Genomic DNA, 23392 nt, shown 5'->3' with positions numbered 1-23392 from the left:
GTTGACTGGACGATCATGGGTACGACCACGGCAGTTACGGAGGAACGGTGGCGGGGCTGACACGGCGGTTCCTCGGCCCCACAGCGGGTCGACGGCGCAGGAAGAAGCGCGTGATCCTGACGCTGTGTGCGCTGTTCGTGGTGATCCTCGCTGCGACGACCGCCGCGCTGGTGCTGCCGTCGGTGTCCGACGGTGCCGAGACCGCCATCGAGCCTCCACCCGAGACGGTGCTGCCCAACCCGCTTATCACCCCGTTTCCGGAATCGGCACCGATGCCGAACGCGGCAGGTCTGGCAGCGGCGCTGGCCCAGGTGGTCGACGATCCAGCCCTCGGCACGTTCACCGGAACCGTCGCCGACGCGAAGACCGGGCAGGTGCTCTGGTCCCAGAACCCCGACACCCCGATGACACCTGCCTCGACCACCAAGGTGCTCACCGCGGCGGCTGCGATGCTCGGGCTCCCGGCGGATCATCGCGTCACCACTCGCGTGGTCCAGGGCAGTGGCGAGGGCGACATCGTGCTGATCGCGGGCGGCGACCCCACCCTCACCGCGCTGCCGGTCGGCACCGACGGGTTCTATCCCGGGGCGGCGCGCATCGACGACCTGGTGGAGCAGATTCGGCGCAGCGGAACGGTGGTGCGCAGCATCGGCGTCGACACCTCGATCTACTCCGGTGACACGATGGCGCAGGGTTGGTTTCCCGCCGATATCGCCGCCGGTTCGATCACTCCGATCGAACCGATCATGCTCGACGGCGGACGATCGAACCCACTGGTCGACGAGTCCCCGCGCAGCACCACCCCGGCACTGGACGCGGGCCGCGCACTGGCCGCCGGACTGGGCGTCGACCCGGCGGCGGTGACGACCGGCAGGGCGGCCGACGGGGCCGATCAGATCGCATCCGTCGAATCCGCGCCGCTGCGAAACCGCCTGCAGCAGATGATCTATCGCTCCGACAACGTCCTCGCCGAGGCCATCGGACGCGAACTGTCACTCGAGATGAACACGGCCGCAAGTTTTTCCGGTGCAACGGCGGCGATCGGGCAGACCCTGTACTCCGCAGGTTTCGACATGACCGGACTCACGCTCGAGGACGCCAGCGGGCTGTCGGTCGACGGCAGGATTCCGGCCAGGCTGCTCGATCAGGTGTTGACGTCGGCAGCCGGAACCGAGCAGCCGGCGCTGCGTCCGATGCTCGATTACCTTCCCGTCGCCGGTGCCACCGGAACCCTGACGGATCGATACGCCTCGGGGAACCGAACCGGAGCGGGGTGGGTTCGAGCCAAGACCGGAACCCTTTCTGCTGCAAGCGCTCTGGCGGGATATGTCGTCGACGTCGACGGCCGAATCCTGACCTTCGCCCTGATGTCCAACGACCGGCCGCCCGACGTCAGTCGCCCCGCCCTCGATGCCGTCGCATCGACCCTGAGATTGTGTGGTTGCCAGTGAACACGGATGCAGCAACGAAGGCCGACGACAGCGCAGCCACCTCCGGTTTCGCCGGAGCCGTCGACTGGTCCGTTGCGGCCAAGACCGGAGCGAAGCTGGCCCGCAAGGGCCCGGCCACCTCTCGCTACACTGCCGCTGCAGCCGTGGAAGAGCTTGCCGCCGCGTCCATTCGGGCCGAGGGGCCGGTTCGCGAGACCACCGGTCTGGCCGACGGACTCCCCGTGCCCGACGCCCAGGTGGTCGATCGCGCCGGCTGGATCGCCGCGGCCGCGTCGTCGATGAAGCACCTGACCGGAGACGACGACGGCACGCCGCCGTCGGGTCTGCTCGGCGGAAAGCCGGCCGGACTGCAGGCCGGAGCGATGCTGGCGTTCCTCTCCAGCGCCATTCTCGGACAGTACGACCCGTTCACCGGCGAGAACGGAACGCTGCTTCTGGTCGCGCCCAACGTGATTGCCGTCGAGCGGGCGCTTCGCGTGTCGCCGAGCGACTTCCGGCTGTGGGTGTGCTTGCACGAGGTGACGCACCGAGTGCAGTTCTCCTCCGCTCCCTGGCTCGGCGGCTACATGCGCGAGAACGTGGGGGTGCTCTCCGACGGTACGGACGAGCCGCTCACCGATGTCGCCAACCGGCTGACCGGCGCGCTCAAGGCCCGCAAGAATCCGAACGGGGCGTCGAAGTCCGAGGACGCAGGCATCGTCGGTCTGCTGCGCGCCACCCAACCGCAGCCCCAGCGCGACGCCATCGACCGGCTCCTCGTGCTGGGCACCCTGCTCGAGGGTCACGCCGACCACGTGATGGACGCCGTCGGACCGGCCGTCGTGCCGACCGTGACGCAGATACGCGGCGCCTTCGATCAGCGCAGGCAACGCAAGGTGAACCCGCTCCAACGCGTCATCCGAGCCCTGCTCGGCATGGACGCGAAGATGGCGCAGTACGTGCGCGGCAAGGCGTTCGTCGATCACGTCGTCGCCACGGTGGGAATGGAACGCTTCAACACCGTGTGGACCGGGCCCGACACGCTGCCGTTGCTGTCGGAGATCGAGGACCCGGACGCCTGGATCGCCCGAGTTCTGGGCTAGTGCTCCTGCCTGAGGGAGTGGAGCCTGCGGAACGACCCAAAATGCCCGAGGGGCCCGCACTGTTGGAGGTCAGGCGTGCGGTGCGTGGTTGGTTGTCGGCCTATCCGGGGCCGGTGGCCGTCGCGCTGTCCGGTGGAGCGGATTCGTTGGCGTTGACCGCGGCGACCGTGGCCGAGGCCCCGAACGTGCGCGCCTTGATCGTCGATCACGGCCTGCAGGCCGGCTCGGCAGAGGTTGCGGCGACGGCTGCGGCGCGGGCGTCGGACTTGGGAGTGGTCGATGCGCGCGTGCTGCCGGTGGAGGTGACCGGCTCGGGTGGGACGGAGGCCGCCGCCCGCCGGGCCAGGTACGACGCGTTGGATCGCGAGCGCGGCGACGCGTCGGTGCTGGTGGCGCACACCCTCGACGATCAGGCCGAAACGGTGCTGCTCGGGCTGGGGCGCGGATCGGGCCCGCGGTCGATCGCGGGCATGGCGGCGTTCGATGCGCCGTGGGGTCGGCCGCTGCTAGGGATTCGACGCAGCGTGACCAGGGCTGCCTGCGTCGAGTTGGGGATGGAGCCGTTCGAGGATCCGCACAACACCGACCCCGATTTCACTCGGGTGCGGTTGCGTCACGAGGTGCTACCCCTGCTCGAGGACGTGCTCGGCGGTGGTGTCGCCGCTGCGCTCGCCCGGACCGCCGAGCAGTTGCGCGAGGACGGCCGGGTGCTCGACGCGATGGCCGAATCCGTCGTCGGGTTGGGTGCGTCGGAACTGGAGGTGTCCTCGATCGACTCGCTCGACATCGCGATTCGTCGCCGCGTACTGCGCCGATGGTTGCTCGGCCGGGGTGTGACGTCGCTGACCGACCGGCAGATCCGGGCCGTCGACGCCCTCGTCGGACGGTGGACCGGCCAGGGCGGGGTTGCGCTGCCGGGAGGTACGCCCGACGCCAGGTTGGTGTGCTCGCGTCGGCATGGCAGGCTGAGCGTCGGCCTGGAGAACGAATGAAGGGAAACCCCGTGTACGAGGGCGACATCGAATCGGTTCTCATTTCCGAGGAACAGATCAAAGCGCGCACTGCGGAACTCGCAGAAGAGATCGCCCAGCGGTATCCCGAAGGCTCACCCGAAGGTGACCTGCTCCTGGTCGGTGTCCTCAAGGGCGCGATCATGTTCATGACCGACTTCGCCCGGGCCCTGCCCATCCCGGCGCAGCTCGAGTTCATGGCGGTCAGCTCCTACGGCTCGTCCACCTCGTCGTCGGGTGTCGTTCGAATCCTCAAGGACCTCGACCGCGACATCACCGGACGCCACGTGCTGATCGTCGAGGACATCATCGACTCCGGTCTGACGCTGAGCTGGCTCAAGCGCAACCTCGCGACCCGCTCGCCTGCCTCGCTGTCGGTGGTGACGCTGCTGCGTAAGCCCGACGCCATCAAGGTCGACGTCGAGGTCGCGAACGTGGGCTTCGACATCCCCAACGAGTTCGTCGTCGGCTACGGCCTCGACTACAACGAGCGCTACCGAGATCTGCCCTACATCGGTCTGCTCGATCCCAAGGTCTACAGCTGAGCTGGTTTCTTCGGTTCGTCCGGTCCACCCTGTTCGCGTGAATGGACCATTGCCGCGCCGAGACGTGTGCAAGGGTCCATCGATGCGGATAGTGTGCCCGACAGGTGGGGAACTGCCGGGGGAGTGCAGTCGTTGGAGGGGAAGAAGCGTCGACGCAAACAGGTGCGTGGACGCACAGCGCCAGGTATGAGCGAGTCAGATGTCCGAGTCTCGCGCTAGCCTGGAGTATCCGGCGGGCAGGGAGCAGCCAGCGCGCGGGAGCGGACTGAAAGGACACGGCCGACTCGGCTGAAGCTGTATGAATCGGAAGACAGTAATACGAAATCTTGCCATCGTTTTCGGCATTCTGTTGGTGATCTATGCCTTCAGTTACTTCGGTAACGACACGCGGGACTGGAAGACGGTCGACACCTCGGTGGCGATCGCCCAGCTCGACGATCGCAATGTCGAGTCCGCGCAGATCGACGACCGTGAGCAGCAGATCCGGCTGACTCTGCGGGAAGCGTCCGACGCCACCGACAACGAGACGCAGATCATCGCCAAGTACCCGGACTCGGCGTCGGAGCAGATCTTCGACAAGGTCGACTCGCAGGGCTTGGCGAGCTACAACACCACCGTCACCCAGGAGAGCTGGTTCAGCTCGTTCCTGCTGCTGATTCTTCCGATGGTGCTGATCCTCGGCGTGATCATCTTCGTCATGAGCCGCATGCAGGGTGGCGGCCGCGGCGGGGTCATGGGCTTCGGCAAGTCCAAGGCCAAGCAGCTGACGAAAGACATGCCCAAGACCACGTTCGCCGACGTCGCAGGCGCGGACGAGGCCGTCGAAGAGCTCTACGAGATCAAGGACTTCCTGCAGAACCCGGCGCGCTACCAGGCGCTCGGTGCCAAGATCCCGCGCGGCGTGCTGCTGTACGGCCCTCCCGGAACCGGCAAGACGCTGCTCGCGCGCGCCGTCGCAGGCGAGGCCGGAGTGCCGTTCTTCACCATCTCCGGCTCGGACTTCGTCGAGATGTTCGTCGGTGTCGGCGCATCCCGTGTGCGCGACCTCTTCGAGCAGGCCAAGCAGAACAGCCCCTGCATCATCTTCGTCGACGAGATCGACGCCGTCGGTCGCCAGCGCGGCGCGGGCATGGGCGGCGGACACGACGAGCGCGAGCAGACGCTCAACCAGCTGCTCGTCGAGATGGACGGCTTCGGTGAGCGCACCGGCGTCATCCTCATCGCCGCCACCAACCGCCCCGACATCCTCGACCCCGCCCTGCTGCGTCCGGGCCGCTTCGACCGCCAGATCCCGGTCGGTGCCCCCGACCTGGCCGGCCGTCGAGCAATCCTGAAGGTGCACTCGGCAGGCAAGCCCGTTGCTCAGGACGCCGACCTCGAAGGTCTCGCCAAGCGAACCGTCGGGATGTCCGGTGCCGACCTGGCGAACGTCATCAACGAAGCAGCACTGCTCACCGCTCGCGAGAACGGCACCGTCATCACCGAGGCGTCGCTCGAGGAGTCGGTCGACCGCGTCGTCGGTGGCCCGCGCCGCAAGAGCCGCATCATCAGTGAGCACGAGCGCAAGATCACCGCGTACCACGAGGGTGGTCACACTCTCGCCGCGTGGGCGATGCCCGACATCGAGCCCGTCTACAAGGTCACCATCCTCGCTCGCGGTCGCACCGGTGGCCACGCGATGACGGTGCCCGAGGACGACAAGGGCCTGATGACGCGGTCGGAGATGATCGCTCGTCTCGTCATGGCCATGGGTGGCCGCGCAGCGGAGGAACTCGTCTTCCACGAGCCGACAACCGGTGCGTCCTCGGACATCGACCAGGCGACCAAGATCGCCCGCGCGATGGTCACCGAGTACGGCATGAGCAGCAAGCTCGGAGCCGTTCGGTACGGGCAGGAACAGGGCGATCCGTTCCTCGGCCGTTCGATGGGCCAGCAGTCCGACTTCTCGCACGAGGTAGCCCGCGAGATCGACGAGGAGGTGCGCAAACTCATCGAGGCGGCGCACACCGAGGCGTGGGCCATCCTCAACGAGTACCGCGACCTGCTCGACACCCTTGCCTCGGAGCTGCTCGAACGTGAGACGCTCACCCGCAAGGACCTCGAGAAGATCTTCCACAGCGTCACCAAGCGTCCGCGCATCACCCTGTTCAACGACTTCGGTGATCGCAAGCCCTCGGACAAGCCGCCGGTCAAGACTCCCCGCGAACTCGCCGCCGAGCGCGGCGAGCCGTGGCCTCCGGTACCGCCGGCCCCGAAGCAGCTTCCGCCGCAACAGTTTCCGCAGCCCAGCTACGCCGGTTCTCCGCAGCTGACCAAGGGTGGCTACCCGAACGGAAGCAACGGATACAACGGCGGACCGACCAACGGCGTGCCCACCAACGGCGCCCAGTCGAACGGTGCTCCGACCAACGGTGGCCCGGTCAACGGATCACCGAGCGCCGGGGACGTCGATGCGCCGAACACTGGTGGTGGCCGACGCAGCGCCCCCGCAACCGGCGGTTACAACGGCGGTGGCTACAACGGTGGTTACGGCGGCCCGACCAACGGAGGCGCTCCCAACGGGGGCGGATACTCCGAAGGCCAGCGTCGGCAGGAACCTCGCCCGAGCGGCCCCGGCCAGGGCTCGCGTCCCGATTACGGTGCCCCGGCCGGATGGTCGGCTCCGGGGTGGCCCCCGCGCGACCAGCCTGCGGTTCCCCGGTACCAGGGACCGACAACGCCGCCGGTTCACGATCAGCCGAACCGCGAGCAGCCGGGATCGGACCAGAATCGGTACGAGCCGCCGCAGGGTCAGCCTCCGACGTACCGACAGCACCCGACCTACCAGCAGCCGCAGGCATACCAGCCGCCGACCGCTGCGCCGTCGAACCAACCGCCGACGAATCAACAGCCGGGATATCAGCCGCCGCAGTATCAGCCGGATCCGTTCCGGCCGGACACTCGGGACCAGGGTCGTAACTCTCGGCACGAGCCCCCGTACGGCCAGCACCAGGACGATGCCGGACCGGCCGAGGCGTCGCCACCCACGTGGGAGGTTCCGACTCCATCGCAGAGCTATCCGCTGCCCGGAGACGATCGTCCCTCGCACAACCCGTCCGAGGACTCGCACCGAGACGAGCGAGCAGAGGACGACGGCGACGAAGGTCCACGCACCCAACGCTGGGAAGGGCCGGGCGGTTCGTACCGCTAGGTCGGTCATTAGGCTGGCTGGGTCGACCCTTTCGGTCGGCCCAGTCCGTCGTTCGAACCGTGCTGCAGGTCGGCGCAGCTGCTCCGTGAGGAACAGGTGCGGTTCGGCCCAGCTGTCACATTCGCGGAGCCCAACCGGAGGTACGTTCTCGTGTCAGTCAACCGGACCGACGAGTCGGCAATCGACTCGGCAGAAGTCCCAGCAGCGCAGCAGCGGGCAGTGGAACAGACAGTGGCCTACGCCACCGGCGCGGTCTTCGACCAGCCCCGTGCCGAGGCCGCAGTGCGTGAGCTGTTGATCGCCGTCGGCGAGGATCCAGACCGTCCGGGCCTGCTCGACACGCCGGCCCGCGTAGCGCGTTCCTACCGTGAAATCTTCGCCGGGCTGTACACCGACCCGGACACGGCGCTGAACACGACGTTCGACGAGGGGCACCAGGAACTGGTTCTCGTCCGCGACATCCCCATGTTCTCCACGTGCGAGCATCACCTGGTCTCGTTCCACGGCGTCGCACACGTCGGGTACATCCCGGGCAAGAGCGGCAAGGTCACCGGCCTGTCGAAGCTCGCGCGCGTGGTGGACATGTACGCCAAGCGCCCGCAGGTTCAGGAACGGCTGACCAGCCAGATCGCCGACGCGTTGATGCGCAAGCTCGACCCGCGCGGTGCGATCGTCGTGATCGAGGCCGAGCACCTGTGCATGGCCATGCGCGGGATTCGCAAGCCGGGTGCCAGCACCACCACGTCGGCGGTGCGGGGTCTGTTGCAGTCCAGCGCGGCATCGCGTTCGGAAGCTCTGGACCTGATCCTGCGGAAATGACGCGTCCGGTCGAGTCCCGATGAACCCGGCGCGCAGCATCCCCCCGGCACCGGTCGTCATGGGTGTCCTCAACGTCACCGCCGATTCGTTTTCCGACGGCGGTCGATACCTCGATGTCGATGCCGCCGTCGAACACGGGTTGGCGATGCACCGTCGCGGAGTCGACATCGTCGACGTCGGTGGCGAGTCGACACGTCCCGGAGCAGACCGGATCGATCCGACTCTCGAGGCGCAACGCGTCGTGCCGGTCATCGCCGCGCTGGCCGCAGCAGGTGTTGCCACCAGCGTCGACACCATGCGTGCCTCGGTCGCCGAGGCCGCGATCGAGGCCGGGGTCTCGATCGTCAACGACGTCTCGGGTGGTCGCGCGGATCCGGCCATGGCCGGGGTCGTTGCGGACGGCGGATTGCCGTGGATCCTGATGCACTGGCGAGCTGCCGGATCCGAGTATCGGCACGCCGGCCCGGCCGATCGATACGACGACGTGGTCGCCGATGTCCGCAGCGAACTGCTCGAACAGGTCGATCACGCGGTGGCCGCGGGCGTGGACACGGCGATGCTCGTGCTCGATCCAGGCCTCGGATTCGCCAAGAACGCCGAGCACAACTGGCAACTGCTGCGGGGCCTGCCGGACTTGGTGTCGGCCGGCTTCCCGGTACTCGTCGGTGCTTCCAGGAAGCGCTTTCTCGGCTCGCTGTTGGCGGACGACGACGGTACTCCGCGACCGCCGGACGGGCGAGAGATCGCCACCGCCGTGGTGTCGGCGCTCGCGGTCGCCGGGGGAGCATGGGGTGTGCGCGTGCACGACGCCCGCGCATCACTCGACGCGGTCGCCGTCGTACGGGCATGGCAGGGTGATCGGGCATGAGCGAGATCAGCAGCCGCGCCGGCGCGGGGACGCGCCGCGGCGACCGCATCGAACTGCGGGGCCTGACGGTCCGCGGCAATCACGGAGTCTTCGACTTCGAGAAGCGAGACGGACAGGACTTCGTCGTCGACATCACCGTGTGGATGGATCTGCGGCCCGCGGCCGAGACCGACGACCTGACCCGAACGCTGCACTACGGAGAACTGGCCGAGCACGCTGCGGCCGTCGTCGCGGGCCCGTCCAGGGATTTGATCGAGACGGTCTCGGCCGAGGTCGCCGAGGTCGTGTTGGCGTACGACTCACGCGTCGACGCGGTGGAAGTGGTGCTGCACAAGCCGTCGGCCCCGATCCCACTGACGTTCGGGGACGTTGCCGTGGTGGCGTACCGGGAGCGGGTGTGACCCGCGCGGTGCTGTCCATCGGCAGCAACATCGGTGACTCCCTCGCCCACTTGCGTTCTGTCACAACCGAATTGGGTTCGCGCGTGGTGTCCTGCTCGCCGGTGTACCGTTCGGCTCCCTGGGGTGGCGTCGAGCAGCAGGACTTCCTCAATGCGGTCGTGGTGGCCGAGGACGATGACTTCGACGCCTGGGACTGGTTGCGCTTCGGTCAGCGCCTGGAGGAGGCGGCCGATCGCGTTCGAGTGCAGCGGTGGGGGCCGCGGAGCCTCGACGTCGACGTGGTGGTGTGCGAGAACACGATCAGCGACGACCCTCGTTTGATCCTCCCGCACCCGCGCGCGCACGAACGAGCGTTCGTCCTGCTGCCGTGGCTGGACGTCGAACCGGACGCCACCCTGCGTGTCGGCGACGACGACATTTCGGTGTCCGAGTTGCTCGCGCGACTGAGTCCGGAGGAGCGGGCCGGGGTGACGAAGCAGGAGTGGAGCCTGCAGGAACGACCTGTGGAGCACGACGGCGTCGGTGATGGGTCGTGGTGACCAATCCCACCAAGGTCTGGGATGTCTTGGGTCTTTTCCTGGTGGCCGCGATCGGCACGTGGCTGTTGGTTCGGGTCTTCTACGGCTCGTTGCCGCCGATTCCGGTGTACGCCGGGGCGTCGTTGTATCTGGTGGCAGTGGTGCAAGTGGTGACTGCGGTGATCGTGCGCAATCGCATCGCCGAGCACCGGGTGGGCACCGGTCTGCACGATCTGCATCCGCTGACGGTGTTCAGGGCGTTGGTGTTGGCGAAGGCATCGATGCTGGTAGGGACTGCAGTCGTCGGCGTGTGCGTCGGATTTCTGGTGTACGTGCTGCCGCGTGCGGCGACGATACGTGCAGCGTCGTCGGATCGGGCCGGAGCCGTCGTTGCGCTCGTGGCCGGACTGGCCGTCGTCGCTGCTGCGGTGTGGCTCGAACAGTGCTGCCGTGCCCCGAAAGACCGTGACGACGAGCGTTCTCGGTAACCCTCGAAACATTTGATTGTTACCTCGGTTGTGTAAGTGATCGGTCGAGGATGACTATTTGCGAACGATTTGCCAGTTACCCTTGTGGACATGACAGATCAGACTCGCGCAAAGAAGGGACGCCGTAAGAGGCGTAGTGCGAGCCAGCTGTTCCTCGCGGCGCTCGTCGTGTTCGGCATCATCGCCAGTGTGTTGTTGCTCTTCACCGAGAGCGTGCAGTGGATGAGAGTCGGTGTTCTCTCGGCGCTGTGGGCTGCGGTGATCGGTGCGTTCGCGATGACCAAGTACCGGCGTGAGGCGGCCGCAGATCAAACGAAGGCCAAAGACCTGCAGACGGTCTACGAGCTGCAGTTGGCTCGGGAGATCTCGGCGCGACGCGAGTACGAGATGAGCGTCGAAGCTCGGGTTCGTGGCGAATCGCAGCTCGAGATCGACGAGGTCGCAGCGCTGCGCAACGAACTCGCTGCCCTTCGCCAGAATCTCCAGGTGCTCTTCGACGGCAATCTGCCCACCGAACGTGTCGCACTGCGGGCCGAAGCGATGAGGATGCAAGAACTCGGCGGACGCGGATACGACAGCTACCAGCCTGCGCCGTCCGGCCTGTACGTCCCCGGTCGCGGGAACGGCAACGGTGCGATGGCACCGGGAACCGGCCTCAACGGTGTCGGAACGCCCTACGACGAGCCGGTCACGGCCGAGACCTCGGTGGTGTACCCCGAGGATCCGGACGAGATGCCGCAGGCCACAGCCTCCGCACCGGCGGCGGCCGCCGAGGCGGATCAGGATCGGTACGCCGAGGATTCGTTCGCGGAAACGAGCTACGACACCGAGTCCTCCGATGCGGACTCGTTCGAACGAACCGGGGCGCAGGCACGTCCTTACGGCGCACCGAGGCCTGCGGGGCGCGTCACTCCGCCCAGCTCGCCTTTCACCGCATACGACTTCGAGCAGACGCGTCGACCCGTTGCCGAGCCGGAACCGGCGGCGGAGCCCGAGCCACAGGTCGAGGAAGAGACCTACGAGACCGGACACGCGGACGTCGATGCGGCCGGTTCGTATTCCACGGAGTCGTTTTCCACGCAGTCGTTTGCGGCGGAGCCGGCCGAACAGTACGAAACCGAGCCTGAAGCGGAACCGAGCGACGACGCCTTCTCTGCCTCGCGCGCCTCGTTGCGTGAATCGGCCGACGCGTTCTTCACGGCCGATCAGGACTACGAGACACCGGCCGAGGACACTGCCGTCTCGTCCCGGCGAGGTCGTAGGCGCGCGGAATCGGCCGACGACGAGGATGCGTCGGGCGCACACTCGAACGGTCGATCGGTTGCCGAGATCATGGCCGGTCTGCAAGGCGGAGGGTCTGGTGATGCGGCCGTGACCGATCCGGGTACACGTCGCCGTCGTCGTCGCGCAGACTGAGAACCAGATCACACTGCTCTCCCATGGCCTGCGAGGGGTCGCGGTCGCTATTGTTCCGTGCAGGACGTCTGGTACCCGCCGAGCGGGACTGGAACGAACGAGAGGAATTTTTCGGTGACCTTTTCTGGCACCGGTGGTCTGTCTCCGGCTCGCCTGACGGTTGGTGTCGTCTCGGCGGGACGGGTCGGTACCGCATTCGGTGAGGCGCTCGAACGCGTCGGGCATGTCGTCGTCGGTGCTGCCGCGGTGTCCGATGCGTCCCTCGCGCGAGTGCGTGAGCGACTTCCCGAGTCCCAGGTTCTGCCCGTCGACGAGGTTGCTCGTCGAGCAGAGCTGCTCGTTCTGGCCGTACCGGACAGCGAGTTGGCGTCGATCGTCGCGGGCCTGGCGTCCACAGGGGCGGTTGCACCGGGAAAGTTGGTGGTGCACACCTCCGGCGCGAACGGGATTTCGGTGCTCGAGCCCCTGGCTGCCCTCGGTGCCGTGCCGTTGGCCATCCATCCGGCGATGACGTTCAGCGGCGGAGTCGAGGACACCGACCGGATGACGGCGGCGTGTTTCGGCATCACTGCAGGCGACGAGATCGGCTATGCGGTGGCGCAGGCTCTCGTCCTCGAGATCGGCGGCGAGCCGGTGCACGTGCCCGAGAACAACCGAGCGCTCTACCACGCCGCGCTCGCTCATGGCAGCAATCACCTCGTCACTCTGGTGGTCGACGCGGTCGAAGCGCTCCGGGTTGCCTTGGCGGGACCAGGTTTTCCCGGTTCGGACTCCGAACGTGGTGTACCCGAGCGGGTTCTGGCTCCACTGCTCGAAGCTGCGCTGGACAACGCGCTGCGCAACGGCCAGTCGGCGCTCACCGGACCGGTGGCTCGCGGCGACACCGCTGCAGTCGGCAAGCATCTCGACGTACTCGAATCCGTGGATGCGCGGATCGCAGCCGGATACCGCGCTTTGTCGTTGCGTTCGGCGCAGCGCATCGGTGCCAAGGCAGACCTGATCGAACTTCTGGAAGGGAATCGATGACCCTCGCGGGCAGCTACACCAAGGGGCAGTTGACGGTTCACCACGATCCCGCGGTGATCACGTCGGTGTCGAAAGCGCTGCGAGGCGTCGGGAAGCAGGTCGCTCTGGTCCCGACCATGGGCGCGCTGCACGCCGGGCACCTGCAGTTGGTGCGGCAGGCCAAGCTCACCGGTGCCGTGGTGATCGTGTCGATCTTCGTCAACCCGTTGCAGTTCGGTGTGGGTGAGGACCTCGATTCCTACCCACGGACTCTCGACGCCGATGTCGCGCTGCTGCGTGAGGAGGGCGTCGAGCTGGTCTTCGCGCCGTCGGCGTCGGACATGTATCCGTCGGGTCCGCGCACCACCGTCAATCCCGGTCCGCTCGGCGCTGAACTCGAAGGACGGAGCAGGCCAACGCATTTCGCCGGAATGCTCACCGTCGTGGCCAAGCTGCTGCAGATCGCGGCTCCCCATCGCGCGTACTTCGGGGAGAAGGACTACCAGCAACTGACGTTGATCCGACAGATGGTGCGCGATCTGAACTTCGACGTCGCGGTCATCGGGGTGCCGACGGTTCGCGAGCAGGACGGCCTCGCACTGTCCTCGCGTAACCGATATCTCGATGCCGAGCAGCGCGACGCGGCGATGGCATTGTCGGCCGCGCTGGTGGCCGGGGCGCACGCTGCGGCGGGCGGTCCCGAGGCCATCATCGCCACCGCGCGTGCCGTCCTCGACGAGGCACCGCTGGTGCAGGTCGACTACCTGGAGGTACGCGACCCGCATCTCGGCCCCGCTCCCGAACGTGGAGACGGAAGACTGCTCGTGGCCGCCAAGGTGGGCACCACGAGATTGATCGACAACGTCGGTGTCGCCGTCGGCACCGGTTTCCTCGAGTACCCCGACGACCCGAAGAGCTGAGGGCACAGCATGTTTCGAACGATGATGAAGTCCAAGATCCATCGCGCCACCGTCACGCATGCAGACCTGCACTACGTGGGCTCGGTGACCGTCGACCAGGATCTGATGGAGGCAGCCGATCTGCTCGAAGGCGAGCAGGTCACCATCGTCGACATCGACAACGGTGCTCGACTGGAAACCTACGTGATCACCGGACAGCGCGGCAGCGGTGTCATCGGAATCAACGGAGCCGCAGCGCATCTGGTGAACCCGGGCGATCTGGTCATTCTGATCGCCTACGGGGTGATGAACGAGCAGGAGGTTGCCGACTATGCGCCGCGGGTGGTGTTCGTCGACGAGAAGAACCGTCCGGTCGAACTCGGCAGCGACCCGGCCCATGCGCCTGCGGGCTCGGGTCTGATCACGCCGCGCGATCTGCGGGCCGATTCCGTGCTGGTCTGATTCGATGCTCCTCGCGATCGATGTGCGCAACACCAGCACCGTGGTAGGACTGTTCACCGGCACAGGTGATCACTCGAAACTGCTGCGCGATTGGCGAATTCGGACCGACCCGCATGTGACGGCCGACGAGCTGGCTCTGATGTTGCGCGGTCTGCTGGGTGAGGACGCCGAACGGATCACCGGAGTCACTGCGCTGTCCACCGTGCCGTCGGTGCTGCGGGAGATGCGGACGATGCTCGCGCGCTACTGGGATCACGTGGTGCACGTGATGGTCGAACCCGGTGTGCGGACCGGCGTGCCGTTGCTGGTCGACAACCCCAAAGAGGTCGGTGCCGATCGCATCGTCAATACCCTTGCCGCACACGACCTGTACGGCTCGGCATGCATCGTGGTGGACTTCGGTACCACCACCTGCGTCGACGTCGTCTCGGCCAAGGGTGAATTCCTCGGCGGTGCCATCGCTCCCGGACTGGAGATGTCGGCGTCGGCCATGTCGACTCGCACGGCCACGTTGCGCGAGGTGGAGATGGTTCGGCCTCGTTCGGTGCTGGGCAAGAACACCGTCGAGTGCATCCAGTCGGGCACCATCTTCGGGTTCGCGGGACTGGTGGACGGCCTCGTCGGGCGAATTCGACGCGAGGTTCCCGAGGTGACCGGAACGGATGTCGCGATCATCGGCACCGGCGACATCGCCGCGCTGATCCTGCCCGAGTCGACCACCATCGAGCACCACGAACCCGACCTGACCCTCGAGGGCCTGCGTCTGGTCTACGAACGCAACATGGCAAAACGACGTCCGCGCTGAGTGTTTCGGTGGTGTGGGGTAGCGCATCGGGTGTTCGTGTGTCAGAATCGTCGGCGTGATGACGTGCATGGCCACCCAGGAGTGTTGTCGAGGCTGAACCCTGCCTCGTTCGTAACACACCCCTGGAGTAGAGCTTCATGCTTTCCACACCTGTACTTTCTGCACCCTCCCGCACCCGATTGTCGTCGCGTTCGGTCTCGACGCTGCCGACTCGGTTGCGTCCACCCGACCTGCTGCGGATCACCGACCAGGGCGCATCCGACGTCCTCGAGGGCCGCTTCGACCACCTGCTTCCCGATGGCGGCCGCTGGCCGACCGACGAGCGCTGGGCCGCCAGGCTGCATTCCGATGACGATCTCGACGTCTGGCTGATCAGTTGGGTTCCCGATCGTTCCACCGAACTGCACGACCATGCGGGCTCGCTCGGCGCGCTGACCGTTCTGAGTGGCTCGCTACTCGAATATCGTTGGGCTGGAACAGGATTGAAGCAGCGTCGTCTCGACGCCGGTGATCAGGCGTCGTTCCCGCTCGGTTGGGTGCACGACGTGATGCACGATCCGACGTCGGCGACGACCGGGCCCACCCTCAGCGTGCACGCCTACTCGCCGCCGCTGACGGCGATGTCCTACTACGAAGTGACCGAACGGTCCACGCTGCGTCGTACCCGCAGCGAGCTCACCGACGCACCCGAAAAGGCCACGCTGTGACCATCCAGACCATGACCATCGTCGAAATGCTCGAATCCGCGCGCGAGACCATCGATCGCATGACCGTCTTCGAGCTGCGCGACGCCGTCGCCCGCGGAGCCGTCGTCGTCGACATCCGCCCGCAGGCGCAGCGCGCCGTCGAGGGGACCCTGCCCGGAGCGCTCGCCATCGAACGCAACGTCCTCGAATGGCGTCTGGACCCGACGAGCGATGCGCGCCTGGCGATCGCCGTCGATCACGACGTGGAGTGGGTCGTCATCTGCTCGGAGGGCTACACCTCCTCGCTCGCGGCAGCGTCGCTCAAGCTGCTGGGTCTGCACAAGGCCACCGATCTGGTCGGCGGCTACCAGGCCCTGAAAACGGCTGGATTGCTCGGGGTGTTGACGCAGGCCAAGCACTGCGTTCGTGAAGCCGAGGCCGTCGCAGCGCACTGATCGTCCTGACAGTCCTGGACTGTAAAGTGTCTGCGCGTGAGTGATACAGCTTCTACCCAGCCGGCCGACGACACCCCGGAGCAGCTACGGATTCGTCGCGCCAAGCGCGCTTCGTTGCTCGAGCGCGGGGTCGAGGCGTACCCGGTGTCGGTTCCGCGCACCCATTCGCTGCTCAAGATCCGAACCGAATTCCCCGAGCTCGAACCCGATACGACGACCGGCCTGATCGTCGGAGTCGTCGGCCGCGTCATCTTCGTGCGCAACACCGGCAAGCTGTGCTTCGCGACGCTGCAGGAGGGTGACGGCACTCAACTGCAGGCGATGATCAGCCTGGCCGGCGTCGGCGAGGACGCTCTGGCGGAGTGGAAGTCCGATGTGGATCTCGGCGACTTCGTGTTCGTGCACGGCGAGGTCATCAGCTCCCGTCGCGGCGAGCTGTCCGTCATGGCCGACGGCTGGCAGATCGCGTCGAAGTCGTTGCGGCCGTTGCCCGTCGCGCACAAGGAGCTCAACGAGGAGACGCGCATCCGGCAGCGTTACCTGGACCTGATCACCAACCCGGTCTCACGAGAGACCGCCCGCAAGCGCATCGCCGTCGTTCGTGAACTGCGCAATGCACTCGAACGGCGTGGTTTTCTCGAGGTCGAGACGCCGATGCTGCAGACGCTGCACGGCGGTGCGGCTGCCCGACCGTTCGTCACCCACTCGAACGCGATGGACACCGATCTCTACCTCCGCATCGCACCGGAGCTGTTCCTCAAGCGCTGCGTCGTCGGCGGCATCGAGAAGGTCTTCGAGATCAACCGCAACTTCCGCAACGAAGGTGCCGACTCCTCCCACTCGCCGGAATTCGCGATGCTCGAGACGTACGAGGCCTACGGCACGTACGACGATTCGGCGAAGATGACCCGTGAGCTGGTCCAGGAAGTGGCCATGGCCGCGCTCGGATCCACGGTCGTGACGCTGCCCGACGGCACCACCTACGACCTCGGCGGCGACTGGACGACGCTCGAGATGTACCCGTCGCTGTCGGAATCGCTCGGATTCGAGGTCACTCCCGACACCACCGTCGACGAACTGCTCGCGATCGCCGACAAGGTGGGCGTCGAGGTGCCGCGCAAGGACGGCGTCCCGATCTACGGCCACGGCAAGCTCGTCGAGGAGCTGTGGGAACACCAGGTGGGCGACGCATTGACCGAGCCAACGTTCGTCCGCGACTTCCCGGTCGAGACGTCCCCGCTGACGCGTCAGCACCGCAGCAAGCCCGGCGTCACCGAGAAATGGGATCTGTACGTTCGCGGATTCGAGCTGGCCACCGGCTACTCGGAGCTGGTGGATCCGATCATCCAGCGCGAGCGTTTCGAGGACCAGGCGCGTCAGGCCGCCGCCGGCGACGACGAGGCCATGGTGCTGGACGAGGACTTCCTCGCCGCGATGGAGCAGGGCATGCCGCCGACCACCGGAACCGGCATGGGCATCGACCGTTTGCTGATGGCGCTGACCGGCCTCGGCATCCGCGAAACGATCCTGTTTCCGATCGTCAAGCCGTCCCAGACCTGATCGGACGGTAAAGGACTGTTCGCCAGCAGCGGACAGCCGATGGGAAACGTTTTGCATAGTGCCTGCGTTATGAACAGTAAGCAGCCACGGAAGTCCGTTCGAGTGGGCGGTTGCGCAGCATTTCAGGGGTGGAGGGTCGGCGTTCGTAACGTCGGCCAACTACAGTGAGAAGCAGTCTTACCTTCAAATGCACAAGCGACCGCAGTGTTATGGACACTGCAGCGCTAGAAGAACTGGCGGGCGAGCAACCACCCGCCAAGAAGTGAGGGAGAGCGATGTTCGAGAGGTTCACCGATCGCGCGCGGCGTGTTGTCGTCCTGGCTCAAGAAGAAGCCCGGATGCTCAACCACAACTACATCGGCACGGAGCACATTCTGCTCGGCCTCATCCACGAGGGCGAAGGCGTCGCAGCCAAGTCTCTCGAGTCGCTGGGCATCTCCCTCGAAGGAGTACGCAGCCAGGTAGAGGAAATCATCGGCCAGGGCCAGCAGGCTCCGTCCGGTCACATTCCGTTCACCCCGCGCGCCAAGAAAGTACTCGAGCTCAGCCTGCGTGAAGCACTGCAGCTCGGCCACAACTACATCGGCACCGAGCACATTCTGCTGGGACTGATCCGCGAAGGCGAAGGCGTCGCAGCTCAGGTTCTGGTCAAGCTCGGAGCCGACCTCAACCGCGTGCGCCAGCAGGTCATCCAGCTGCTCTCGGGCTACCAGGGCAAGGAGCCCAGCGAGTCCGGCAGTGGCCGCGGCGAGGCGGGCACCCCGTCGACGTCGCTGGTCCTCGACCAGTTCGGTCGCAACCTGACGCAGGCCGCGCTCGAGGGCAAGCTCGACCCGGTCATCGGTCGCGCGAAGGAAATCGAGCGCGTCATGCAGGTGCTCTCGCGTCGTACCAAGAACAACCCCGTCCTCATCGGTGAGCCCGGTGTCGGTAAGACCGCGGTCGTCGAGGGCCTCGCGCAGGCCATCGTCAACGGCGAGGTTCCCGAAACGCTCAAGGACAAGCAGCTCTACACCCTCGACCTCGGCTCGCTCGTGGCCGGCAGCCGTTACCGCGGTGACTTCGAGGAGCGCCTGAAGAAGGTGCTCAAGGAGATCAACACCCGCGGCGACATCATCCTGTTCATCGACGAGCTGCACACGCTCGTCGGCGCAGGTGCCGCCGAAGGTGCCATCGACGCAGCGTCGATCCTCAAGCCGAAGCTGGCTCGTGGCGAACTGCAGACCATCGGTGCCACCACCCTCGACGAGTACCGCAAGTACATCGAGAAGGACGCCGCCCTCGAGCGTCGTTTCCAGCCCGTCCAGGTCGGCGAGCCGACCGTCGAGCACACCATCGAGATCCTCAAGGGTCTGCGCGATCGCTACGAGGCACACCACCGCGTCTCGATCACCGACGGTGCCCTCGTCGCGGCCGCCACGTTGGCCGACCGGTACATCAACGATCGGTTCTTGCCCGACAAGGCAATCGACCTCATCGACGAGGCGGGCGCGCGGATGCGCATCCGCCGGATGACCGCGCCGCCAGACCTGCGTGAGTTCGACGACAAGATCGCCGACGCGCGCCGGGAGAAGGAATCGGCCATCGACGCACAGGACTTCGAGAAGGCTGCGAACCTGCGCGACAAGGAGAAGACCCTCGTCGGTCAGCGTGCCGAGCGCGAGAAGCAGTGGCGCTCGGGCGACCTCGACGTCATTGCCGAGGTGGACGACGAGCAGATCGCCGAAGTCCTGGGCAACTGGACCGGCATCCCCGTCTTCAAGCTCACCGAGGAGGAGACCACTCGTCTGCTCCGCATGGAAGACGAGCTGCACAAGCGGATCATCGGCCAGGTCGAGGCAGTCAAGGCCGTCTCCAAGGCGATCCGTCGTACCCGTGCAGGTCTGAAGGACCCGAAGCGTCCGTCGGGCTCGTTCATCTTCGCCGGCCCGTCCGGCGTCGGTAAGACCGAGCTGTCGAAGGCTCTCGCGAACTTCCTCTTCGGCGAGGACGACGCGCTGATCCAGATCGACATGGGCGAGTTCCACGACCGCTTCACCGCGTCGCGTCTGTTCGGTGCTCCTCCCGGATACGTCGGCTACGAAGAGGGTGGCCAGCTCACCGAGAAGGTCCGCCGCAAGCCGTTCTCCGTCGTGCTGTTCGACGAGATCGAGAAGGCCCACTCGGAGATCTACAACACGCTCCTGCAGGTGCTCGAAGACGGGCGTCTCACCGACGGCCAGGGACGCACGGTCGACTTCAAGAACACCGTGCTGATCTTCACCTCGAACCTCGGTACCGCAGACATCTCGAAGGCAGTGGGCCTCGGCTTCTCCTCGGGTGAAGGCACCGGCTCGAACTACGAGCGGATGAAGCTCAAGGTCAACGACGAGCTGAAGAAGCATTTCCGCCCCGAGTTCCTGAACCGCATCGACGACATCGTCGTGTTCCACCAGCTCACGCGAGACGAGATCATCCAGATGGTCGATCTCATGCTCAACCGAGTCGAAGGTGCGCTCAAGAACAAGGACATGGCGATCGAGGTCACCGAGAAGGCCAAGTCGTTGCTGGCCAAGCGCGGATTCGACCCCGTCCTGGGTGCGCGGCCACTGCGTCGCACCATCCAGCGCGAGATCGAGGACGCGTTGTCGGAGAAGATCCTCTTCGGCGAAATCGAAGCCGGCCAGATCATCCTGGTCGACGTCGAGAACTGGGACGGCGAAGGCGCAGGCGAGGACGCGAAGTTCACGTTCCGCGGCGAGAAGAAAGCCATCATCGTCCCCGACGAGGTCCCGGTCGACCTGGCCAAGGCCACCGGAGACAGCGACAGCGAGTAAGTTTCACAGTTCACGACAACGGGCGATCCTCTTCGGAGGGTCGCCCGTTGTCGTGTGTCCGCCCGTCGCGTGTTCGCTCACCGTTCGCCCGTCCCCCCGTTCGCGTCAATGGACCCTTGCACTGCCCAGACGTATGCAACGGTCCATTCACGCAGCTCATGGACGGGCGTGAATGGACCGTTGCACCGCTCAGACGTGTGCAGTGGTCCATTGACGGAAGACCCGAGCGCCGAGGGCAACAGCGATGACAGCAAGTTCGGCGAGCAGAATCCAGAACAGCAGCGCGATGTCAGGAGCCCAGCGGGCCAGGGTCGAGATCGGTGCTCCGGCGAGTGCGGGCAGTGAGAAGTACAGCAGTCCGCCTGCGCCGAGGGCAGTCAGAACACGCGCGAGTGCCCATCGTCCGGGAGCGGCTCCGAATCCGAGCAGGGTTCTCGTGACACATATCGCCAACAACATCGCGAGTGCAATCGATCCGATCAGGGCTATCTCGTAGAGACCGAGTCCGGCGGCGCGGGGTTCGTCGATACCGAGTCGGGTGAGTACGAGGGAGCGGGCCGCGGAGGCAAGGTTGTCGGCGTCGAGTTCGCCGTATCGGTTGGTTGCGAACACCACGGCCAGGTGTCGTTCCGGAACGAGTGCGACGTGAGTGAAATAGCCAGGGACGGCCCCGGAATGCCATCGCATCTCGGTACCGTCGGGCAGCGTTTCGACGTACCACCCGTATCCGTACGCCGTGCCCGAACCCTTCGGCACCGTATCCGAACTGTTCGACGCCGGAGCGGTCAGTTGCCTGGATGCGTAGCGGGAGAGCTCGGCGATGGATCCGCTCAGATAGCCGTAGCCCAATCCCGCGGAGTCGATGCCGGTCTCGATGCTGCGCGGGAAGGTGAAGAACGGTACGTGGCCGGGTGTGACGGCACCGGCAGTGTGCACTCCGGTCTCGCGGGCTACGACGTCGGCGAAGGGTACGGCGGCGACCTTCTCGACGATCGATTGCAGCAGTAAGTAATTGAGACTCGAGTAGCGGAAGGTGCCGCGTTCGCCGACGGTGACGTCCAGGGTGGGGACGACGTCGAGTGCTCGCTCGGAACGTCCCCACACGTCCAGTTCGGTGACGTCGTGGGGGAGTCCACTGGTGTGGTGGATCAGGTCGTCGATCGTGACATCGCCGGGGAAGATCCAATCGAACTCCGGGAGAATCGAATTCACCGTTCCACTCAGATCGAGGCGATGCTGCGAGGCGAGGGAGTACACCGTCGCCGCCGTCACCGACTTCGATACCGAACCCCACACGAACGGCGTGCTCTCGTCGATCGGCACCCCGTCCCCGTCCACCCCGTACTCGACGTCCTCCAACACCTCGTCCTCGGAGACGACGCGGAACGCAACCCCCGGCAATCCGAGTTCCTCGGCGACAATCTCGATGTCCGACGCCATGCCGGGATCCGGTGGGGTGGGGGAGCCCGCAGTAAGAACTGCTGCGACGGTGAGCAGGGCGTGGACGATGCGCATGGTTGGAGTGAACCAACCTCATCGTGGCCGACGCCTCGGTGATCACCCTGATTTCACACCTGAGATCAGCTCCTGCCCATCGGGTCGTTCCTGCAGGCTCCACTCCTGCCCATCGGGTCGTTCCCGCAGGCTCCACTCCCGCCTATCGGGTCGTTCCTGCAGGCTCCACTCCTGCCTATCGGGTCGTTCCTGCAGGCTCCACTCCTGCGAGAATCAGCCCGGCGATCCAGGGCATCACGTCGGAGTAGGCCGCGAGAGCTCCGGGCAGGTGGTTCGCGCCCTCGACCGGTATGGCCGGGAGGTCGTATTCGCGGTAGGTGATGTCGGCACCCAGATCGCTCCAGCGTCGAAGCAGGGTGCGGCTCTGCTCGATCGGCACGGTGTCGTCCTCGACTGCGTGCGAGAGATACACCGGCATGACAGGGGCGATGCGCCCGACGGTGTTGGTCTCGATGATCTCGGCCAGAACCGGATTGCTCAGTTGATCGTCGAGGGGTCGTCCGTCGCGGGTCAGTTCGGTCGTGCGCACTGTCGCGGTGGCCGCGGAGTCGGTGGTACACCAATTCTGCGCGGCGTCGAGTGCGGCGATTCCGTCGGAGTCGAAGAGGCTGCGGATGCTGTCCGCCCGATCCGGGTAGGCATTGATCATTCCATCGACGGCGAAGAGCACGGCGCTGCCGAGGCCGGTGTTGTCGAGTGTCTCGATGTTGAGCGTCGGATCTGCCGGTGGCGCACCGACATACGCTCCCCGGATGCTGAGCTCCGGGGCATAGGTGGCGGCGAGTTCGGCAGCGGCCCCCGACGCGAATCCGCCTTCCGAGTAACCGAACAACACCACGGGGGCGTCATCGTCTGCGGTTCTGGCGGCGTCGAGCAGAGCTCGGCCCGAGGCGATTCGGTTGAGGTACGTGTGTCCGCCTGGGGTGCCCAGTCCCTGGTAATCGGTTGCGACGACGCGATATCCGGCGAGCAGAAGCGGCAGGATGGCCGGTGACGAGCCGACTGTCCCGAGAACTACCGAACCGGCGCAACGGTCCGCCATCCCGGAAGTGCCGGGCGCATAGGCGATCACCGGTCGCGGTCCGGGGCCGGTCCACGGAGCTGTGGGTGTCATCGAGTAGCCGGAGACGACCATGGGGTCATCGTGGGTGTCGGTGGAGCGATAGAGAATGCGTTCGATGTCGAATCCGAGTCCGAACCCCTTGGGTGAGTTGACGGGAAGGGTTCTGAGTACCTCGCCCGGCGACGCGGCACCGACCGTCGTGACCGGCGCGTCGTAGAAGTCCGTCAGGGGGCCTGCCTCGGCCGTCGGCGTCGAGAATCCGACGATCGACAGCATCGCGATTGCCGCGATCGTCGCCTTGCGCGAGAACTTTTTCGTTTGTCGCACCCGTCGTGTCG

At 66.1% G+C, this 23392-nt stretch carries 21 protein-coding genes; 19 read left to right on the top strand and 2 right to left on the bottom strand.

Annotated features, from left to right (window positions below; all coding sequences use genetic code 11):
* Positions 1-47: 47 nt before the first annotated feature.
* From dacB to R3P95_RS25015, 19 genes are all read left to right on the top strand, one after another.
* Positions 48-1451 carry a D-alanyl-D-alanine carboxypeptidase/D-alanyl-D-alanine endopeptidase gene (gene dacB / locus R3P95_RS25105; protein WP_394855470.1) on the top strand — a complete coding sequence of 468 codons (1404 nt, stop codon included), beginning with the start codon at positions 48-50 and terminating at the stop codon, positions 1449-1451.
* A complete protein-coding gene (locus tag R3P95_RS25100; protein WP_317549825.1) occupies positions 1436-2533 on the top strand; it encodes a zinc-dependent metalloprotease in 1098 nt (365 codons plus the stop codon). The genes dacB and R3P95_RS25100 overlap by 16 nt, the downstream gene beginning before the upstream one ends.
* 41 nt (positions 2534-2574) lie before the next feature.
* The gene (gene tilS / locus R3P95_RS25095) at positions 2575-3525 is read left to right on the top strand and encodes a tRNA lysidine(34) synthetase TilS (protein ID WP_317549824.1); all 951 of its coding nucleotides are present in this window, start codon (positions 2575-2577) and stop codon (positions 3523-3525) included.
* An 11-nt stretch (positions 3526-3536) separates the two neighbouring features.
* Positions 3537-4088 carry a hypoxanthine phosphoribosyltransferase gene (gene hpt / locus R3P95_RS25090; RefSeq protein WP_032395535.1) on the top strand — a complete coding sequence of 184 codons (552 nt, stop codon included), beginning with the start codon at positions 3537-3539 and terminating at the stop codon, positions 4086-4088.
* A 298-nt stretch (positions 4089-4386) separates the two neighbouring features.
* Positions 4387-7278, top strand: a complete 2892-nt coding sequence (gene ftsH / locus R3P95_RS25085; RefSeq protein WP_317549823.1) for an ATP-dependent zinc metalloprotease FtsH — start codon at positions 4387-4389, stop codon at positions 7276-7278.
* 219 nt (positions 7279-7497) lie between these two features.
* Entirely contained in the window at positions 7498-8097 is a 600-nt protein-coding gene (gene folE / locus R3P95_RS25080) for a GTP cyclohydrolase I FolE (protein ID WP_037195562.1), read from the top strand.
* 19 nt (positions 8098-8116) lie between these two features.
* A complete protein-coding gene (gene folP / locus R3P95_RS25075; protein WP_317549822.1) occupies positions 8117-8965 on the top strand; it encodes a dihydropteroate synthase in 849 nt (282 codons plus the stop codon).
* Entirely contained in the window at positions 8962-9366 is a 405-nt protein-coding gene (gene folB / locus R3P95_RS25070) for a dihydroneopterin aldolase (protein WP_317549821.1), read from the top strand. The genes folP and folB overlap by 4 nt, the downstream gene beginning before the upstream one ends.
* The gene (folK, locus tag R3P95_RS25065; RefSeq protein ID WP_317549820.1) at positions 9363-9905 is read left to right on the top strand and encodes a 2-amino-4-hydroxy-6-hydroxymethyldihydropteridine diphosphokinase; all 543 of its coding nucleotides are present in this window, start codon (positions 9363-9365) and stop codon (positions 9903-9905) included. The genes folB and folK overlap by 4 nt, the downstream gene beginning before the upstream one ends.
* Positions 9902-10372: a DUF3180 domain-containing protein gene (locus tag R3P95_RS25060; protein WP_149406707.1), complete on the top strand. Its 471-nt coding sequence runs from the start codon at positions 9902-9904 to the stop codon at positions 10370-10372. The genes folK and R3P95_RS25060 overlap by 4 nt, the downstream gene beginning before the upstream one ends.
* A 90-nt stretch (positions 10373-10462) precedes the next feature.
* On the top strand, positions 10463-11788 hold the full coding sequence (locus tag R3P95_RS25055; RefSeq protein ID WP_317549818.1) for a DUF6779 domain-containing protein: 1326 nt from the start codon (positions 10463-10465) through the stop codon (positions 11786-11788).
* A gap of 114 nt (positions 11789-11902) precedes the next feature.
* The gene (locus tag R3P95_RS25050; RefSeq protein WP_149406459.1) at positions 11903-12814 is read left to right on the top strand and encodes a Rossmann-like and DUF2520 domain-containing protein; all 912 of its coding nucleotides are present in this window, start codon (positions 11903-11905) and stop codon (positions 12812-12814) included.
* Positions 12811-13713: a pantoate--beta-alanine ligase gene (gene panC / locus R3P95_RS25045; protein ID WP_094670018.1), complete on the top strand. Its 903-nt coding sequence runs from the start codon at positions 12811-12813 to the stop codon at positions 13711-13713. Before R3P95_RS25050 ends, panC begins: the two co-directional genes overlap by 4 nt.
* A 9-nt stretch (positions 13714-13722) precedes the next feature.
* Entirely contained in the window at positions 13723-14154 is a 432-nt protein-coding gene (gene panD / locus R3P95_RS25040) for an aspartate 1-decarboxylase (protein ID WP_068053679.1), read from the top strand.
* Between the two features lie 4 nt (positions 14155-14158).
* Positions 14159-14959, top strand: coding sequence for a type III pantothenate kinase (locus R3P95_RS25035; RefSeq protein ID WP_269595900.1), 801 nt, complete (start codon positions 14159-14161; stop codon positions 14957-14959).
* A 137-nt stretch (positions 14960-15096) separates the two neighbouring features.
* On the top strand, positions 15097-15666 hold the full coding sequence (locus tag R3P95_RS25030) for a cysteine dioxygenase (RefSeq protein ID WP_317534269.1): 570 nt from the start codon (positions 15097-15099) through the stop codon (positions 15664-15666).
* An 11-nt stretch (positions 15667-15677) separates the two neighbouring features.
* Entirely contained in the window at positions 15678-16100 is a 423-nt protein-coding gene (locus R3P95_RS25025) for a rhodanese-like domain-containing protein (protein WP_149406462.1), read from the top strand.
* Between the two features lie 36 nt (positions 16101-16136).
* On the top strand, positions 16137-17660 hold the full coding sequence (gene lysS / locus R3P95_RS25020) for a lysine--tRNA ligase (protein ID WP_317549817.1): 1524 nt from the start codon (positions 16137-16139) through the stop codon (positions 17658-17660).
* A gap of 275 nt (positions 17661-17935) precedes the next feature.
* On the top strand, positions 17936-20476 hold the full coding sequence (locus tag R3P95_RS25015; RefSeq protein ID WP_094640916.1) for an ATP-dependent Clp protease ATP-binding subunit: 2541 nt from the start codon (positions 17936-17938) through the stop codon (positions 20474-20476).
* Positions 20477-20665: 189 nt separating this feature from the next.
* Here R3P95_RS25015 and R3P95_RS25010 read toward each other — a convergent pair whose 3' ends face one another.
* Both R3P95_RS25010 and R3P95_RS25005 read right to left on the bottom strand, forming a co-directional pair.
* Complete coding sequence (locus R3P95_RS25010; RefSeq protein ID WP_317549816.1) at positions 20666-21991, bottom strand: serine hydrolase domain-containing protein; 1326 nt, start codon at positions 21989-21991, stop codon at positions 20666-20668.
* Between the two features lie 175 nt (positions 21992-22166).
* Positions 22167-23381 (bottom strand): lipase family protein, encoded by a 1215-nt coding sequence (locus tag R3P95_RS25005; protein ID WP_317549815.1) that lies wholly within the window; start codon positions 23379-23381, stop codon positions 22167-22169.
* Positions 23382-23392 lie beyond the last annotated feature (11 nt).

Origin of the sequence: Rhodococcus cercidiphylli, assembly GCF_033042225.1 — a bacterium.
In the GTDB taxonomy this organism is placed as follows: Bacteria; Actinomycetota; Actinomycetes; order Mycobacteriales; family Mycobacteriaceae; genus Rhodococcoides.
The sequence above is the reverse complement of the archived record's forward strand: the minus strand, read 5'-3'. Positions and strand labels throughout refer to the sequence as shown.

What these genes read in the sequence shown, in the direction of transcription:
- tilS (WP_317549824.1), top strand. Translation starts at nt 2,575, where the DNA reads ATGCCCGAGGGGCCCGCACTGTTGGAGGTCAGGCGTGCGGTGCGTGGT.
- ftsH (WP_317549823.1), top strand. Translation starts at nt 4,387, where the DNA reads ATGAATCGGAAGACAGTAATACGAAATCTTGCCATCGTTTTCGGCATT.
- folP (WP_317549822.1), top strand. Translation starts at nt 8,117, where the DNA reads ATGAACCCGGCGCGCAGCATCCCCCCGGCACCGGTCGTCATGGGTGTC.
- folB (WP_317549821.1), top strand. Translation starts at nt 8,962, where the DNA reads ATGAGCGAGATCAGCAGCCGCGCCGGCGCGGGGACGCGCCGCGGCGAC.
- R3P95_RS25055 (WP_317549818.1), top strand. Translation starts at nt 10,463, where the DNA reads ATGACAGATCAGACTCGCGCAAAGAAGGGACGCCGTAAGAGGCGTAGT.
- panC (WP_094670018.1), top strand. Translation starts at nt 12,811, where the DNA reads ATGACCCTCGCGGGCAGCTACACCAAGGGGCAGTTGACGGTTCACCAC.
- panD (WP_068053679.1), top strand. Translation starts at nt 13,723, where the DNA reads ATGTTTCGAACGATGATGAAGTCCAAGATCCATCGCGCCACCGTCACG.
- R3P95_RS25035 (WP_269595900.1), top strand. Translation starts at nt 14,159, where the DNA reads ATGCTCCTCGCGATCGATGTGCGCAACACCAGCACCGTGGTAGGACTG.
- R3P95_RS25030 (WP_317534269.1), top strand. Translation starts at nt 15,097, where the DNA reads ATGCTTTCCACACCTGTACTTTCTGCACCCTCCCGCACCCGATTGTCG.
- R3P95_RS25025 (WP_149406462.1), top strand. Translation starts at nt 15,678, where the DNA reads ATGACCATCGTCGAAATGCTCGAATCCGCGCGCGAGACCATCGATCGC.
- R3P95_RS25015 (WP_094640916.1), top strand. Translation starts at nt 17,936, where the DNA reads ATGTTCGAGAGGTTCACCGATCGCGCGCGGCGTGTTGTCGTCCTGGCT.
- R3P95_RS25010 (WP_317549816.1), bottom strand. Translation starts at nt 21,991, where the DNA reads ATGCGCATCGTCCACGCCCTGCTCACCGTCGCAGCAGTTCTTACTGCG.